This is a genomic window from Erythrobacter sp. JB1-7 (assembly GCF_057365015.1).
In genome coordinates, this window is record NZ_CP200291.1 from 119,022 (window position 1) to 135,393 (window position 16,372).

At 59.2% G+C, this 16,372-nt stretch carries 14 protein-coding genes; 12 read left to right on the plus strand and 2 right to left on the minus strand.

Annotation, left to right across the window (positions count from 1 at the left end):
* Positions 1-39 precede the first annotated feature (39 nt).
* A complete protein-coding gene (locus AC0V6W_RS00610) occupies positions 40-945 on the plus strand; it encodes an MBL fold metallo-hydrolase (RefSeq protein ID WP_486146157.1) in 906 nt (301 codons plus the stop codon).
* 4 nt (positions 946-949) lie between these two features.
* Here the strand turns inward: AC0V6W_RS00610 and AC0V6W_RS00615 are convergent, their stop codons facing one another.
* On the minus strand, positions 950-3,286 hold the full coding sequence (locus AC0V6W_RS00615) for a patatin-like protein (RefSeq protein WP_486146159.1): 2,337 nt from the start codon (positions 3,284-3,286) through the stop codon (positions 950-952).
* A gap of 71 nt (positions 3,287-3,357) precedes the next feature.
* On the opposite strand from AC0V6W_RS00615, the gene radA reads away from it, so the two are divergent.
* The 9 genes from radA to rnr all read left to right on the plus strand — a co-directional run bounded on the left by radA (position 3,358) and on the right by rnr (position 13,700).
* A complete protein-coding gene (gene radA, locus AC0V6W_RS00620) occupies positions 3,358-4,725 on the plus strand; it encodes a DNA repair protein RadA (protein WP_486146161.1) in 1,368 nt (455 codons plus the stop codon).
* Between the two features lie 57 nt (positions 4,726-4,782).
* Positions 4,783-5,316, plus strand: coding sequence for a CvpA family protein (locus AC0V6W_RS00625; RefSeq protein ID WP_486146163.1), 534 nt, complete (start codon positions 4,783-4,785; stop codon positions 5,314-5,316).
* On the plus strand, positions 5,313-5,753 hold the full coding sequence (locus AC0V6W_RS00630; RefSeq protein WP_486146165.1) for an iron-sulfur cluster assembly scaffold protein: 441 nt from the start codon (positions 5,313-5,315) through the stop codon (positions 5,751-5,753). Before AC0V6W_RS00625 ends, AC0V6W_RS00630 begins: the two co-directional genes overlap by 4 nt.
* Positions 5,754-5,813: 60 nt before the next feature.
* The gene (locus AC0V6W_RS00635) at positions 5,814-7,472 is read left to right on the plus strand and encodes an MFS transporter (protein WP_486146167.1); all 1,659 of its coding nucleotides are present in this window, start codon (positions 5,814-5,816) and stop codon (positions 7,470-7,472) included.
* A complete protein-coding gene (alr, locus tag AC0V6W_RS00640) occupies positions 7,469-8,512 on the plus strand; it encodes an alanine racemase (protein WP_486146169.1) in 1,044 nt (347 codons plus the stop codon). The genes AC0V6W_RS00635 and alr overlap by 4 nt, the downstream gene beginning before the upstream one ends.
* A 66-nt stretch (positions 8,513-8,578) precedes the next feature.
* The gene (gene phaR / locus AC0V6W_RS00645) at positions 8,579-9,142 is read left to right on the plus strand and encodes a polyhydroxyalkanoate synthesis repressor PhaR (protein WP_486146171.1); all 564 of its coding nucleotides are present in this window, start codon (positions 8,579-8,581) and stop codon (positions 9,140-9,142) included.
* A 53-nt stretch (positions 9,143-9,195) separates the two neighbouring features.
* Positions 9,196-10,740: a proline--tRNA ligase gene (gene proS / locus AC0V6W_RS00650; protein ID WP_486146173.1), complete on the plus strand. Its 1,545-nt coding sequence runs from the start codon at positions 9,196-9,198 to the stop codon at positions 10,738-10,740.
* 21 nt (positions 10,741-10,761) lie between these two features.
* Positions 10,762-11,301: a DUF805 domain-containing protein gene (locus AC0V6W_RS00655; RefSeq protein ID WP_486146175.1), complete on the plus strand. Its 540-nt coding sequence runs from the start codon at positions 10,762-10,764 to the stop codon at positions 11,299-11,301.
* A gap of 68 nt (positions 11,302-11,369) precedes the next feature.
* A complete protein-coding gene (gene rnr / locus AC0V6W_RS00660) occupies positions 11,370-13,700 on the plus strand; it encodes a ribonuclease R (protein ID WP_486146177.1) in 2,331 nt (776 codons plus the stop codon).
* Positions 13,701-13,721: 21 nt separating this feature from the next.
* On the opposite strand, the gene AC0V6W_RS00665 is transcribed toward rnr, so the two are convergent.
* Positions 13,722-14,174: a universal stress protein gene (locus tag AC0V6W_RS00665; protein ID WP_486151410.1), complete on the minus strand. Its 453-nt coding sequence runs from the start codon at positions 14,172-14,174 to the stop codon at positions 13,722-13,724.
* A 131-nt stretch (positions 14,175-14,305) separates the two neighbouring features.
* Here AC0V6W_RS00665 and AC0V6W_RS00670 point away from each other — a divergent pair, with 131 nt between their 5' ends.
* Both AC0V6W_RS00670 and AC0V6W_RS00675 read left to right on the plus strand, forming a co-directional pair.
* A complete protein-coding gene (locus AC0V6W_RS00670) occupies positions 14,306-15,751 on the plus strand; it encodes a 2-oxo acid dehydrogenase subunit E2 (protein ID WP_486146179.1) in 1,446 nt (481 codons plus the stop codon).
* On the plus strand, positions 15,748-16,170 hold the full coding sequence (locus tag AC0V6W_RS00675; RefSeq protein ID WP_486146181.1) for a hypothetical protein: 423 nt from the start codon (positions 15,748-15,750) through the stop codon (positions 16,168-16,170). The genes AC0V6W_RS00670 and AC0V6W_RS00675 overlap by 4 nt, the downstream gene beginning before the upstream one ends.
* The last annotated feature ends 202 nt before the right edge of the window (positions 16,171-16,372 follow it).

Genomic DNA, 16,372 nt, shown 5'->3' on the forward strand with positions numbered 1-16,372 from the left:
CTGGCATAGACGGTCTCTCGAACATTCGGAGAGAGACCAATGCCTAAAATCGCCGCCAATGCTTTTGCGGCCACTGCCGCCGCCACTTTCGCGTTTACCGCAGTAAGCGCAACCGCCCAAAGCAATCTCGATAATGTCGAGATCCGCACCGAAGAGGTCGCGCCGGGCGTGGCTGTGCTGTTTGGCGCGGGCGGCAATATCGGGGTCAGCCACGGCGAAGATGCAACCGTTATCATCGACGATCAATTCGCGCCTCTATCCGGCAAAATCGAAGCCGCCATTGCTGAACTGGGCGCGGCCCCTGTCAAATATGTCGTCAACACGCATTGGCATTTCGATCATACCGGCGGCAATGAACATTTCGGCAAAACCGGTGCGACCATCTTTGCGCATGACAATGTGCGAGTGCGCATGGCAGCAGGCGGCACGGCAGGCGGGCGCGCGACACCGCCCGCGCCAAAGGAAGCCTTGCCGATTGTGACCTACAGCCAAGGTCTGCGCTTTCACCTGAATGGCGATACGATCAATCTGATGTTTCTTGGCGGCGGGCACACGGACGGTGATAGCGTTGTCATCTGGGAGGAAAACAAGGTCGTCCATATGGGCGATCTGTATTTCAACATTGCAGGCTATCCCTTTATCGACACCAATTCGGGCGGCAGTGTCTATGACGCGATGCGCTCTATTGACGTAGTGCTCGCCATGATTGATGCGGATGCGAAAGTCATTCCGGGGCATGGCCCGATGTCAAACAAGGCAGAGCTGACCGCTTACCGCGCTGTCATTGGCGAAGCGGTCTCGCGCGTTGATGCGCTTGCCGGTGAGGGTGCCAGCCTTGAGGATATTCTGGCGGCCAAACCCCTGGCGGATATCGACCGGGGCGAGGGCGGTTTTATCGATGCCGATGCCTTTGTCACCGCGATCTGGAACAGCAAAGCGCGCTGATAGGTCACTCCGCGTCAAACCGGGCGAGGATTTCTGCCTCAATCGTGGCAATCAATCCGCGCTGGCAGCGCCCGGCCTGAGTTTCCTCCTCCAGCACCGCGAGGAATGCGGATCGTTTGTAAGCGCGGATGACGTGTTCATTCACGCCGCCTTCGATGCTGTCTTCGGCGGTTGAGCAGACGAGATCGATCATTCGCTCTGTCCCGTGCAGGCGGCCCCACAGGTAATCGTTTTCGCGGTAAGCGCGGCTGAAAAACGCGCCGAAATTATAAAACTCGGTCCCGCGCAAAGTCGCTTTCGTCCCGCCATCGCGGATGGAGCGCGCATCTTCGGGCGATATCCGGTCGACTTTAACCGGGTTATATTCCACCAGTCGGTCGCTTTTCAGTAGGGGCAAGGTCGCCAGATCGTAAAAGGGAAAGCCCAGATATGTCAGCAGCATGCGCCGTTTCAGATTGCGCGGCATGGCCTCCAGCGCCTGTGCCAGAATATCCTCAACCTGCGCGTCGACCTGCGCCAATTGAAGATGGGCGGCCAGGCAATCGATCAATTCTCCCGGATCGGTCAGCGCGTTGCTGGCCGCAGCGCGGAATGCCGGGCTGGTCAGCGCATCGGCCTCTGCCTTTTGATACAATTGCAGCGCCTTGTAGATATGGGTGCGCGCCAGATCGAGCGCATCGTCGGGAATGTCAGGATCGCTTTCCCAATCACGCGCCAGCCTGCGGGCCAGCAATTGCAAGCGGCGTATCCGAAAACGGGTATCTTGCGAGCGGAAGAACGCTATCGCCGCTTCACTCGCCCCGCCGCTTTCCACTACCAGCTGATCGGCCCCGCGAACGTCCAATTCGCGGCGCAGCACCTGCACGATCAGATCGGCATTGGACAGGCCCAGTTCGGGCGCGGCCTGATGCGCCATTTCGGCCATGTGATCGACAATGCCGGTGAATTTAAGCTGCGCATACGGACCATAGGCATAGCCTGCATTTTCAGCGGCAGCCTGATGCGCTTTCGCTCGCCAATTGGCGAGCCGTTTTGGCGTGGGATGATTGAGGAAAAACGTCATCCCGAACAATTTTTCCACCGCGCGGTCAATTTCGGGGCGCAGCCCTTTGACAATGCCGGTCAGCCGGGCGGCATCGCGCGACAATTGTTCGATCCGTTCCAGATCATCGCGGATCGGCTGTTCGCGCGGAATGGTTGACAAGGCGCCAAAAATGGCTCCGAAAAAGCCAACCGGCTCGATAGGCTGCTGACTTGTTTCAGGATGGCGATCGGGGCGCGGATCAATATAGACGATGCGCCTGTCGACCGCGCGCTGTGAAGGGCGGCTATCAAGAGCGGCCAAAGCCGCGCCAAACGGCGCATTCACCAGCACCGATCCATCAATCAGCACCACTTCATCCAAGGTTCCGCGCCGCGAATGGACAGGCATCACCCGGTTTAAGAAAGCCTCCCGCGATGGCCACTGCGCGCCGTTTTCGCCTGCCAATCGGTCAATCTCTGCCAAAGTCAGCGGCGGGAATGCGCCGGGGAAACTCGCCGTGGCGCGCGCGGCCAGCGTCAGTTCGAGTGGATCGGCCAGCGGCATTTGCTCAGCTGCGGGCACACGTTCGCGAAAGGCAATCGGCATCCGGTGCTCTGTCTCTTCAATGACAGCGGGCGAATTGAGGCGCAGCAATTCGGCATGGCCGCGAAAATCGGTGGCGGTCACAAACAGATCAAGCGGATGGCCCGGCGGCAGCAGGGGAGCCTCTGCCTCAGCATCGGCCATTTTCTCAAGCGCTTCAAACAGCATGGCGGAAAACTTGTCGCCCGAAAATGGCGGGCTGAACCAGCGACCGCGCACCAGATGCGAAACCTTGCGCCGCACTTCGGCCTGGGTTTCGGGCGAGACAGTTTCGTTCACGACATTGCCGGGGCGTTTTAAAAACCAATCCGCAATCGGCTGCGCCCAAATCTTGGCATAGCGCCACATCGGGCCGTTCTCCGGATCGACCAGCTGATCGACATCAGCATTTTCAAGCCACAGATCAGTAAGCGGCTCCAGCGAATGGCCCGAATGCATGGCTTGGGCAAGGAACACCGCGTTAATCCCGCCCGCGCTCGCGCCTGTCAGAATATCGGGCAGCACGCGCAGTTTCAGCGCATGGTCGCGCTCAATCTCGCACAGCAAATCGCGGTAAACAGCAGCAACGCCCGCTGCGTCTTTTGCGCCTTCACCGTGATAGGCGCGGCTTGCGCGGGCCAAATGCCAGATCTCTTTGGTGATGCCGTGCATGTACACAGCGAGGCTAACCCCGCCATAGCACACCAGAGCCAGTCTTAATTCCTTTTGCCGCATAACAAAGCTGTAAGGGGAAAGCGCCCTGCGATGCAATTGCGTTCAGCTTCTGTTCTCGATAAAGCCTGTGCATGGCCAAAGCGAAAAAACGGTATGTCTGTCAAAGCTGCGGGGCGGTTTCGCCGCGCTGGCAGGGGCAATGCGGGGATTGCGGGGAGTGGAACACTCTGATCGAAGACGCGCCTGCTACGGTGTTTTCGCAAAAGCATGATCTGTCGCGCGGGGGGCGCTCGCTTGAATTTGTGCCGCTTAATCAGCCGGCTGAATTGCCTGTGCGCAAATCCACCGGGCTGGCGGAATTTGACCGCGCGCTGGGCGGGGGTCTGGTTCCGGGCTCAGCGGTGCTGATGGGCGGCGATCCGGGGATTGGGAAATCAACGCTGCTGCTGCAAACCGCGGCCACCATCGCAAAAGGCGGCAATGATGTCGTCTATGTCAGCGGGGAAGAGGCTGCGGGCCAGGTGCGCCTGCGCGCCACTCGTCTGGGCGTTGCCGATGCGCCCATTCGCCTCGCATCTGACACATCGGTGCGCGATATTCTGACCACACTTGGAAGCGGGCCGCCGCCTGCGCTACTGGTCATCGATTCCATTCAAACCATGCATTCCGACACAATCGAAGGCGCGCCGGGCACTGTCAGCCAGGTGCGCGGATGCGCGCTGGAACTTATCCGCTATGCCAAGGAACACGGCACCGCGCTGTTTCTGGTCGGCCATGTGACCAAGGATGGCAGCATTGCTGGCCCGCGCGTGCTCGAACATATGGTCGATGTCGTCATGAGTTTCGAAGGCGAACGGTCACATCAATACCGCATCTTGCGCGCGCTCAAAAACCGGTTTGGCGCGGTCGATGAAATTGGCGTGTTCTCAATGGCGAGCGAGGGGCTGGAAGAGGTCGCGAACCCTTCGATGCTGTTCCTCTCAGGGCGCGATGCGCCGCTGGCAGGCAGCAGCGTTTTCCCCGCATTGGAAGGCACGCGGCCTGTCCTTGTTGAGATACAGGCGCTGATTGTACGATTGCAATCAGGCGCAACCCCGCGCCGCGCGGTGGTGGGGTGGGATAATGGCCGGCTTGCGATGCTGCTTGCTGTGCTCGAATCTCGCTGCGGGCTGAACTTTTCATCAGCGGAGGTCTATCTCAACATTGCAGGCGGATACCGGCTGTCAGACCCGGCTGCCGATCTGGCGGTGGCCTCTGCTCTCATATCGGCTCTGGCGGATAAACCGTTGCCCGATAAATCGGTGTGGTTTGGCGAGGTGTCTTTGGCGGGGGAGATTCGCCCCGTTTCCCATTCCGATCTGCGCTTGAAAGAGGCGGCTAAACTCGGATTTTTGCGCGGATATGGGCCGACGGGTTCAAAGGTTCATTCATCTTCACTAAATTATAACGGTGTTGCTCAATTGGCGAACCTCGTTGACCAGGTGATGGCTCCTGCATAATCGGGGCTTTGAAGCTGCGGCAGTGACGGATGGAAAAGCAGCGTAATCGGGGAAGTTATGGCGGGCTTTGATGCACTTGTTTTGTTAATTGTCGGGGTTGCCGCGATTGGCGGTTTCCTGCGCGGATTGGTGCAGGAAGTGCTCTCGCTCGCCGCCTGGATATTGGCGGCGTTCTCGATCTATTATCTGCACACCCCGCTGACAGAGCAATTGCGCCAGTTTTACGATGCGGACCCGGCGACTTCTATTCTGGCTTTCGCGCTGCTGCTGCTGATCCCCTATGCCGCGATGAAATTGATTGCGAACAATGCGGGTGAGGCATCGCGCAATTCGATCCTTGGCCCGATTGACCGTGTGCTTGGATTTGGATTTGGCGCGGTTAAGGGCGCGCTGATTGTTGTGTTCGCCTTTTCGGTGCTGGTGCTCGGCTTTGATACGGTTTGGGGCTATCAGGGCCGTCCAACGTGGATCACGAGCGCGCGTACCTATCAGGCAGCCGACGCGTTTTCACGCCAGCTTGTAGGCCTGATTGACGAACGCCGCGCGGTTTTGCGCGGGGAAGCGGAAGCGCGCGCACAAGACAGCGAATGAGCGTTTCGCCTGCCACCAAACTGTATACGCCGCGTCTTCTCGGTCTTGCTGCCGCGCTTTATCATCACCCGCTCGATGAAACCGCCGCCTATCAAGGCGCCGCGCAATCGCGCACGTGCGGCAGTTCAATCCGGGTCAGTTTTTCAGCCGATGCACAGGGACGCATTGTGCGCACCGGCATGGCGGTAACCGCTTGCGCAATCGGGCAAGCGTCGGCCGCAATCCTTGCAGGCGGGGCGCAGGGGCGCGGCCTTGATGATATTACGGCGGCTCGGAGCGCGATTGAGCAATGGCTTGGCGGCAATGGTCCGCTGCCCGATTGGCCAGGATTTGACGCGCTTGAGCAGGTTTTGCCGCACACAGGCCGCCACGGCGCTTTGCTCATTGCATGGACAGCCGCACATCAAGCGCTTTCCTCACCCCCGCGCTCAGGCTAAGGCGCATATCAAATGGCGAAAAAGCCGCCTGATATTTGGCCAATGGAGATGGGGACATCCATGGAAAACACATCACAAACCAGCGATGCAGCCGCGCTTGCTGCGCGTCAGCCGAGCGCCAGCGAAATCCGCCTGGTTGTCGGCGCATCATCTGCGGGCACCATTTTTGAATGGTATGATTTCTTTATCTACGGAACGCTCGCTTATATTTTGAAAGATGCGTTTTACGATGTGGACGATCCCACATTGGGCCTGCTGCTGGTGTGGTCGACTTTTGCCGTAGGTTTCGCGTTTCGTCCCATTGGCGCGATCCTGTTTGGCTTTCTGGGGGATAAGCTGGGGCGCAAATACACGTTTCTGGTGACTGTCACTTTGATGGGCATCGCAACCGCCGGGGTGGGCTTTATTCCCACTGTTGATCAAATCGGAGTGGTCGCCCCGATTATCGTCATCATCCTGCGGGTGCTTCAGGGCCTCGCGCTGGGCGGAGAATATGGCGGGGCTGCGATTTATGTCGCTGAACACGCCCCGCCAGACAAACGCGGGTTTTACACCAGCTTTATTCAGGCGAGTGTCGCGGGCGGATTTGTGCTGTCGATCATCGTGGTGCTCGCCTGCCGCGCGATCATTCCCGAAGATGATTTCAACGCTTGGGGCTGGCGCGTGCCGTTCCTGCTCTCGATTGCGCTGCTGGCGATATCGCTGTGGATGCGGTTCAAACTGTCGGAAAGCCCGGTGTTCAAAGCGATGAAGGAAGCGGGCGAGACCGCTGGCAATCCATTTGTCGAAAGCTTCACCTATCCCGGCAATCCCAAGCGTATCTTTATCGCGCTGTTCGGTGTCACAGGCATTTTGACGACGATCTGGTACACCGCGTTTTTCTCCAGCCTGTCCTTCCTCAAAGGCGATATGCGTCTGGATGAATTGACGGTTGAGCTGATCCTGCTGGCAGCCGGCGCGATATCGTTGGGGTTCTATATAATCGTGGGCAAATGGTCGGACCGGGTGGGCCGCAAGAAACCGATCATCATCGGCGCGCTTGCCACTTTGGCGCTGTTGTTCCCGCTGTTCTGGACCATGGGCAGTCTTGCCAATCCGGGCCTTGCCGAAGCGGCCGAGCGCAATCCGGTGGTGGTGACGGGCGAGGACTGCGTCACCGATCCCTTTGCCGAATTGTTCGACCGGCAGCAAACCGATTGCGGCAAAATACTTGGCGCTCTCACTGCAAGCGGCGTTGCCTATACGCTGGAGCCGGGCGGCGAATTGGGCATTACCGTAGGCGGCAATCCGATTGCCATTGGCGAAGATTGGATGGACAATTCCGCAGCGCGCACCGATGGCATTCAGGCCGCCTTGGGAGATGCCGGGTTTGACTTTACCCGCCAAGTGCCGCCAGCGATGAGCATTCTTGGTATTATCGCGATCCTGTCGGTGCTCGGGTTCCTTTCGGCGCTGACATATGGGTCGGTTGCCGCTTTGCTGTCAGAGATGTTTCCGCCCAAAATCCGTTATTCTTCCATGTCCATCCCTTATCACATCGGGGCAGGGTATCTCGGCGGGTTCCTGCCGCTGATATCGGGTATTATCGTGGCGAGCACAGGCAATGTCTATTCGGGCCTGTGGTACACATGGGTGGTTGTCGGATTTGGCGTGCTGGTTGCGTGGTGGGGGCTGCCCAGCGGCCCTCCGAAAGATTTTGAAGACAATCCGGCCACATGACCCCGCCTGATCCCACGTTAGGGCTGAGGATTGATACAAGCGCGCTGGCCGCGAACTGGCGCGCGCTTAATGCGATGTCTGGCGCGGGGGCAAAAGCAGGGGCGGCAGTCAAGGCGGATTGCTATGGTCTGGGCGTGGATATTTGCGTGCCCGCCTTGCGCGATGCCGGGTGCGATGCGTTTTTCGTCGCGCATTGGGGGGAAGTGGCGCCGGTCGCCGCGCATGTGCCTGCGGACCAAATCGCAGTGCTGCACGGCGTATTGAACGCGGCAGAGGCGGATTACGCGCGCGCGGTAGGAACGCTGCCGGTTATCAATTCGCTGCATCAGGCGCAGGTTTGGCAAGAGGCTGGCGGCGGGCGTTGTCATCTGATGGTGGATACGGGCATCAACCGGCTCGGCGTATCTTTGGATGAGCTTTCCGATCCGCGTATCCATGTGCTTGAAGTCGATACGCTGCTCTCGCACCTTGCCTGCGCGGATGAGGACAATGCGATGAACGCCGCGCAATTGGAGCGGTTCAATTCGGCGCGCTCAAAAGTAACGCACCGCGCTGCCAGTCTTGCGAACAGCGCGGGCATCGCGCTGGGCAGGGAATACGCCTTTGACCTCACCCGGCCCGGCATTGCGCTGTATGGCGGGGTGCCGCGCGGAGAGCTGGAAGGTGTGATCAAACAGGTCGCTTATGTTGAGGCCGCGATCCTTCAGACCCGCACAATTGAGGCGGGTGAAAGCGTGGGATACAATGCCCAGTTTACAGCAAAGCGTCCGACAAAAACGGCCACCGTATCGCTCGGATATGCCGATGGGTTTTTGCGCGCTCGGGGCCCGCGCAATCACATGCTGCACGGCGAAACCGCGCTGCCGATCATCGGCAGGGTTTCGATGGATATGATCGTAATCGACCTAACCGGCGCGGGCGATCTTGTTGCAGGCGACTGGCTGAGCGCGCCCTTTGACCTTCCCAATGCTGCGCAGCAAAGCGGCCTGTCGCAATACGAATTGTTGACCACACTTGGTGCGCGATTTTCCACGATCTGAGCAATATGTTGCGCTGCACATTGTGCAGGTGCTAAACGCAGCATAACGAACAGAACAGGGATCAGCATGGCAAAGAAATCAGACAATGCCGATGGCGGCATCATCATCAAGAAATACGCCAATCGGCGGCTCTACAACACCAGCTCATCGAGCTACATCACGCTTGATGATCTGGCGACGATGGTGCGCGACAATGTCGAATTTCAGGTCGTGGATGCGAAATCGGGCGACGACATCACCCATTCGATCCTTACTCAGATCATCATGGATGAAGAGGCTAATGGCGAACAGATGCTGCCTGTCAGTTTCCTGCGCCAATTGATCGGAATGTATGGCAATTCGATGCAGGGCCTGATGCCGTCTTATCTCGAAGCGAGCATGGCCAATTTCCGCGACAATCAGGGCAAGATCCGCGAAGCGTTCGAAAAAGGCATGAGCGCCAACCCAATCGCCGCCATCCACGAAACCAATATGGCGATGATGCGCGCCGCAGCAGAAACCCTCATTCCCGGCGCGGGCGCTGCGACCAAGCGTGAAGCGAACAAGCCAGACGCTGCGCCCGATGAAATCGCGGCATTGCGCGATCAGATGGCCGCCATGCAAAAGAAGCTGGACGAGCTGGGCAAATAACGCCAAGCGCGCCCGCGCACACCCCATCGGCCAGATTTAAGCAGGAATTACCCGTGTCCAATATCCGCCACGCTTTGACCGTAAAGCGCGAAGACGATTTCGCGAAATGGTATCAGGAAATCATCTCGGCTGCTGACATGGCCGAGGAATCGGGTGTGCGCGGCTGCATGGTGATAAAGCCGTGGGGTTACGGAATCTGGGAACGCGTGCAGCGCTTGCTGGATGACAGGATCAAAGCGGCGGGCGTGCAAAACGTCTATTTCCCGATTTTCATCCCGCTGGCCAATTTCGAACGCGAAGCTGACCATGTCGAAGGTTTTGCCAAGGAAATGGCGGTTGTCACGCATCACCGCCTGATTGCCGATGGGGAAGGGGGCCTGATCCCCGATCCAGAGGCCAAGCTGGAAGAGCCGCTGGTTGTGCGGCCAACGTCTGAAACCATTATCGGCGATGCGATGGCGCGCTGGGTGCAAAGCTGGCGCGATCTGCCGCTTATGCTCAACCAATGGGCCAATGTGGTGCGCTGGGAAATGCGCACGCGGATGTTTTTGCGCACATCCGAATTCCTCTGGCAGGAAGGGCACACCGCCCACGCAAATGCGGATGATGCCAAGGCCGAAACCGAGCGCGCTCTGGAAATGTACCGGGCGTGCGCTGAAGAAGATTTGGCGCTGCCTGTGATTGCGGGCGAAAAGCCAGAGAATGAACGGTTTCCCGGCGCGGTCGAAACATGGTCAATCGAAGCGATGATGCAGGACGGTAAAGCCTTGCAAGCGGGCACGTCGCATTATCTCGGCACCAATTTCGCGCATGCAGCGGGCATTCAATACCAGGACCGCGAAGGCACTCAGCAACACGCGCACACCACCAGCTGGGGCGTTTCGACCCGGATGATTGGCGGGGTTATCATGACCCACGGCGATGATGATGGGCTGCGCGTGCCCCCGCGCATTGCTCCGCATCAGATCGTGATCCTGCCCATGCTGCGCGACAAGCCTGAAGACGAAGCTGTGCTGGCCTATTGCGAGGAAGTGCGCGCCTCGCTCGCATCGCAGTCTGCTTTGGGTGAGCCGCTGCGGGTATTGCTCGACAAGACGCCGGGCAAAGCGTCTGCCAAACGCTGGGACTGGGTGCGCAAAGGCGCGCCGATCATCATCGAGGTCGGCCCGCGCGATATGGAAAACGCGAAAGTCGCCGTGCTGCGCCGCGATCAATTGTGGAACGTGGACAATGGCAAGCCCAATATGGCTTTCACGCCGCGCGATGAATTTGCCGCCGCTGCGCCTGATATGCTCGCCGATATTCAGACCGCCTTGTTTAGCGAAGCTGCCGCGCGCCGCGATGCCAATATCACGCGCGGGGTCACCGACTGGGCCGAGGTTGAGGCGTTTTATGCGGGCAATACGAGATATCCCGGTTGGATCGAGGTCCAATGGTGCAGGCCGGCAGGCGCAGGCCTTGAAAAAGTCGTCGAGCAATTGAAAGCGATGAAGCTGACCTTTCGCAATGTCCCGCGCGATGCGGCGCCTGCGGACGGCGCGTGCATCTTTACTGGCGAACCTGCTGTGGAACGCATTCTCATCGCTCGGGCATATTGAGTTTAATCAGGGGGAAATATCATGGGCGATGCCGTCAAACACTGTCTTGCCAATCTCACCAATTTTGATGGACGCGATGCGCGTGCGACATTCTGGTGGTGGGTTCTGGCCGTTGTAATCGTCAGCGTGATAGTCAGCATCGCCTCCAGCATGGTGTTTACAGCGTCGTCCATGGCAGGCGCGTTTCAGTCGGTATCGGCAGGGGGCGATCCGGATCAGATCGAGGTTGAGATAATGCAGTCGATGGCGGGCTCGCTGGGCATTCAGACATGGATCAGCGCAGGCATCTCGATCCTTGGCATGGCGGCAATTGCTGCGACATTCATCCGCCGTTTGCGCGATGCAGGCCTGCCGCCCGTGCTGGTCGTGATCCCGATTATCGCAACTCTGGTCAGCGTATACTTCAGCATCACAATGGTGGAGGAAATGGCCGAAGTGATGGCCAGCGGCGATCTTGAAGCGATGAATGCGATGACGGCATCCACCGCCGGGTGGAGCCTGATTGGCTGGATCGGCTATCTCGTCATTATCGTTGGCGGGTTGCTGCCGACTAAGGATTGAGCGGGCTTTGGGCTTTGTCAGGCCTGCGCTAATCGACAGCGAGGCGGCGAGCGGCTAAGGCGCGCGCAATGGCAAAAACAAAACGCTCAAATGCAAAACAGCCCCAGGGCCTGCCCACCAAAAAGCAGGTTCTGGAATTCATCCAGACATCCGACATTCCGGCAGGCAAGCGAGAGATTGCCAAAGCCTTTGGCGTCAAAGGTCAGGAAAAGATCGCGCTCAAACGCTTGCTCAAGGATATGGCCGAGGAAGGCCTGATCGACGGGAGCAAATCCGCCTTTCACCGCATGGGCGGCGTGCCCAAGGTGACGGTGCTGCGCGTCATTGAGATTGAAGACGGCGAGCCTGTTGCGCAGCCTGACAATTGGGATCCTGAAGCACCCGGCAAGCCGCCTCGTTTGATCGTCAAAGAGGGCAAAGGACGCAGCGGACGCGGCGCTGCTGCTCTCAAAAAAGGCGACCGCGTGCTTGCCCGGACCGAAGAAACGCCCGGTGGCTGGATCGCGCAGCCGATCAAGAAACTGCCCGCCCGCACCGAAGGGTTGATGGGCGTGGTTGAGATCGACAAAAGCAACACCGCATGGCTTGCCCCGGTTGATAAACGGGTGCGGCATTCGGCCCGGATAAACGATCTGGGAGAAGCCGAAGAAGGTCAATTGGTCCTGGCCGAACGCATGGGCCGATCAGAGCGCGCCGGCGTCAAAGTGATCGAAGTGATCGGCGATCCGCTTGCGCCCAAAAGCTTCAGCCTGATTGCCATCGCCAAACACGGCATCCCGCACATCTTCCCGCAAAAAGTGATCGACGAAGCGGGCGCGGCAGCTGACCTCACTCTCAGCGAAGAAAAACGCGAAGACCTGCGCGCATTGCCCATCGTGGCGATTGATCCGGCCGATGCGCGCGATCACGATGATGCGATCTGGGCAGAGCCTGATGGCGAAGGCGGGTTCAATGCACTGGTCGCGATTGCTGATGTCAGCTTTTACGTGCGCCCCGGATCCGCGCTCGACAAGGAGGCGCGCAAACGCGGCAATTCGGTCTATTTCCCCGACCGGGTCGTGCCCATGCTGCCCGAACTCTTGTCGGCGGATATGTGTTCCCTGCGCGAACACGAAGACCGCGCGGCCATGGCGTGCCATCTCAAAATCAGCGGCGAAGGCAAAGTTACCGCGTACCGCTTTACGCGCGCGCTGGTGCGTATCCATCACAATATCGCTTATGAAGATGCCCAAAGCGCGATTGATGCAGGCGGTCCGCCCGAATATCTGGCGAATCTGTGGGAGGCATGGAAAGCGCTCGCCGCCGCGCGGGCGAAGCGTGATCCGCTCGATCTTGATTTGCCGGAACGCCGCGTTCAATTGAATGATGAAGGACAGATCACCGAGATTGCGGTGCGCGAACGGCTTGATGCGCACCGCGTGGTCGAAGATTTCATGATTGCAGCCAATGTTGCTGCGGCCAAAGCGCTGGAGGCGAAGAACGCGCCGGTTGTTTACCGCGTGCACGAAGTGCCCGCGCGCGAAAAGCTGATTGCTCTGCGCGAATATCTGGGCACGATGGGCAAAAAACTGGCTCTGGGTCAGGTGATAACGCCGGGCCTGTTCAACGCCATGCTGAAAGATATCAGCGACGAGGCGGAAAAGCCGCAAGTGATGGAAGCGGTGCTGCGCAGCCAGATGCAGGCCTATTACGGCCCGGCCAATGCGGGGCATTTCGGCCTGGCGCTGGGGTCGTATGCGCATTTCACATCGCCCATTCGCCGCTATGCCGATTTGCTGGTGCACCGCGCTTTGGTGGATGCTTATGGCCTTGAACAGCCTGCGCCCGGCAACGAAATGCCGCGTAAAACGGGTCTTTCGGACAAGGACCGGGCAAGCCTTCAGGAAATTGCCGACGCGATCAGCCAGACCGAACGCCGCGCAATGGAGGCAGAGAGGGATACCACCGACCGTTATGTCGCGGCATGGCTATCGGGGCGTGTGGGTGAGACTTTCGACACGCGCATCACCGGGGTTCAGGGCTTTGGCTTTTTCGCCACAATCGAAGGGATGGGCGGGGACGGGCTGGTGCCGATATCGACATTGGGTGATGAATATTTCCGCCACGATGAAGCAGCGCAAGCTTTGATCGGGGAAGACAGCGGCACCCGCTATGCGGCGGGCGACCGATTAAAGCTGAACCTTGCCGAAGCGAATGCGCTGACAGGAGCGCTCAAATTTGTGCCGGTGGATGCAGATGGCAATGCGGTAGAAGTGCGCGGCGGACGCTCGGATCGCGGATCACGGCGTGGGGGTTCGCGGGGCGGCGGGCCAAGAGGCGGCCCCAAAAAAGCGGGCAAGTTCGCCACCGGAAAACGCGGGCGGCCCGGCAATATCCGCCATCAGGGCCGGCGCAAGTAATCCGGCCCTGAACCGCCCCGTTCAGGCAAGATGGTCGCTGTCTTTCTCGTCATAATCATGCGGGATCACATAAAGCGGGCAGGGCAGGGTCCCGGCATTGGCCGAAAAATGCGTGACCAGCGGGCCGGGATTGCTGCCTTTGGCCGCTCCGAGTACCAGCGCGGCAACCTCTTCATGGGCGGCGAGAAATTCGCTCACCAGTTTTTGGCCATTGCCCGATTTGACATCAATCGCAGGCATGATCCCGCTTTCCACAAGCAGATTGCCTGCCACACCGTGGGCGAGCATTTCGGCCCGGTCGCGGGCTTCTTGTTCGATTGTCGCCTGCACTGCGCCAAAGGCGCTGAAATTCTGCTGAGGCACCAAAGCGAGGATCTGCACCGCGCCACCAACGCTCACCGCGCGCCGGGCGGCAAAGCGCAAAGCCGAGCGGGCTTCTTCCGTTTCATCGATGACCACAAGGAATGTGCGCATAACGTGGTACATGCGCTACCACCAAACTAATCAATTGCAAAACAATCGAACGCTTGCTCCCTTGGCGCGAGGCCTTAAAACGGGAGCGACACACCCATCACCTCCCCGGGATACAAGGATTTTTGCCGCCTATGCCTATCGAACTCAAAATGCCTGCCCTCTCGCCAACCATGGAAGAAGGGACACTGGCCAAATGGCTGGTCAAAGTCGGCGATCCAATATCGTCCGGCGATATCATGGCTGAGATTGAGACCGACAAGGCGACCATGGAATTTGAAGCGGTCGATGAAGGCGTGCTGGCATCGGTGCTGATCGAAGAGGGCACAGAGAATGTGAAAGTCGGCGCGGTAATTGCGATGCTGGCCGAAGACGGCGAAGATGTGGAAGCGGTAGCGGCAGCCGGTGGTTCGGGGTCTGCACCTGCGCCGGCTCCGGCTCCAACGCCTGCTCCAACTCCTGCACCAGCGAGCGCCGCCAGCGACGCGCCCTCCGCATCGCCCACTGCGCGCAAATTGGCAGAGGCAAACGGGATAGATCTGGCGCAGATCACCGGAACTGGCCCCAAAGGCAAAATCACCAAAGGCGATGTGGAGAGCGCGATTGAGCAAGGGGGCGGATCACCTGCGCCAGCGCCAGCCCCTTCTTCGGCACCCGCTCAGGCCACGGCATCTTCAGATGGTGGCCGCATCATCGCATCCCCGCTTGCCAAACGCATTGCGGGACAAAAGGGCATCGACCTGTCTGCCGTTAGCGGATCTGGTCCGAATGGCCGCATTGTGAAAGCCGATGTGGAAAATTTCGATCCCGCATCCGCGCCTGCTCCTGCTGCCAGCGAGGCTGCACCTGCTTCCACTCCAGCGCCTGCCACGCAAGTGCCAGATCACGGCGCGCCGTTCGAGGAAGAGAAAGTCTCAGGCGTGCGCAAAGTCATTGCCCGCCGCCTGACCGAGAGCAAGCAAACCGTTCCGCATTACTACCTCACCATCGACATCCATCTTGATCCGCTGCTTGCCTTGCGCAAACAATTGAACGCCTCGCTTGAAGCGGACGGGGTGAAGCTGTCGGTCAACGATCTGCTGATCAAAGCGCTCGCCCGCGCGCTCATCCGGGTGCCGCAATGCAATGTCAGTTTCCATGGCGATACCATGCGCCGCTATACCCGCGCCGATGTCTCGGTTGCTGTGGCTGCGCCTTCGGGGCTGATCACACCTGTCATCACCGAGGCCGATACCAAAAGCCTTGCGGTGATATCGCAGGAGATGAAGACGCTTGCCGGAAAAGCGCGCGATGGCAAATTGCTCCCGCACGAATATCAGGGCGGCACGGCCAGCCTCTCCAATCTGGGCATGTTCGGCATCAAGCAGTTCGATGCTGTCATCAATCCGCCGCAAGGGATGATCCTGGCGGTTGGGGCAGGACAACAGCAGCCCTACGTGGTGGATGGAGAGATCAAGCCCGCCACCGTGCTCCACGCATCGGGCAGCTTTGACCACCGCGCAATCGACGGCGCAGAAGGCGCGCAATTGATGGAAGCTATCAAGCAATTGTGCGAAAATCCGCTGGGGCTGGTGGTGTGATGCGGGCAGGTTTGCTGGCCGCTATCGCAGCATTTGCCCTTGCGATGCCCGGCCTTGTCAGCGCCTCTGCCGATTTCGAAACTGGCGAGCGGCTTGTCATGGTCGGGTATGACGGACCTGATTTCGATGCGTGTTCCAGCATGGGTCAAGTACACGGCCTTACCCGCGGCGGCGATGGGTTTTTGAGCGTTCGGATTGCGCCCGGCACCGCTTCGAAAGAACGCGACCGGCTGCTGAATGGCAACCGACTGACTTTGTGCGATATGCATGGCGATTGGTACGGCGTCGTCTATCAAAAGCCGGGCGATGATCTGGCTGATTGCGGCACGGGCACGCCGTCTGCTTTTGTCGGGGCATATCGCGGCCCGTGCCGATATGGCTGGGTTCACAAATATTTTGTCGAGCATTTGGCAGGCTGAACGGCGTATGGACCGCTTTCCTACAGGCGCGGGTTTGGGGCATAGGGGCGCAGTGTTCTGCGTTCATTTCCTGCCGCCTGTTGCCCGCCGCAAATATGCGCGAAACGCGCGGGGCTGCGCGCTCCCTTCTTTCTCCCCAGGACCGTGTAACATGCGGTCCATGTCTCTTCTTTCATCCTCTCCTCCTCCCCTCTGAAACAGG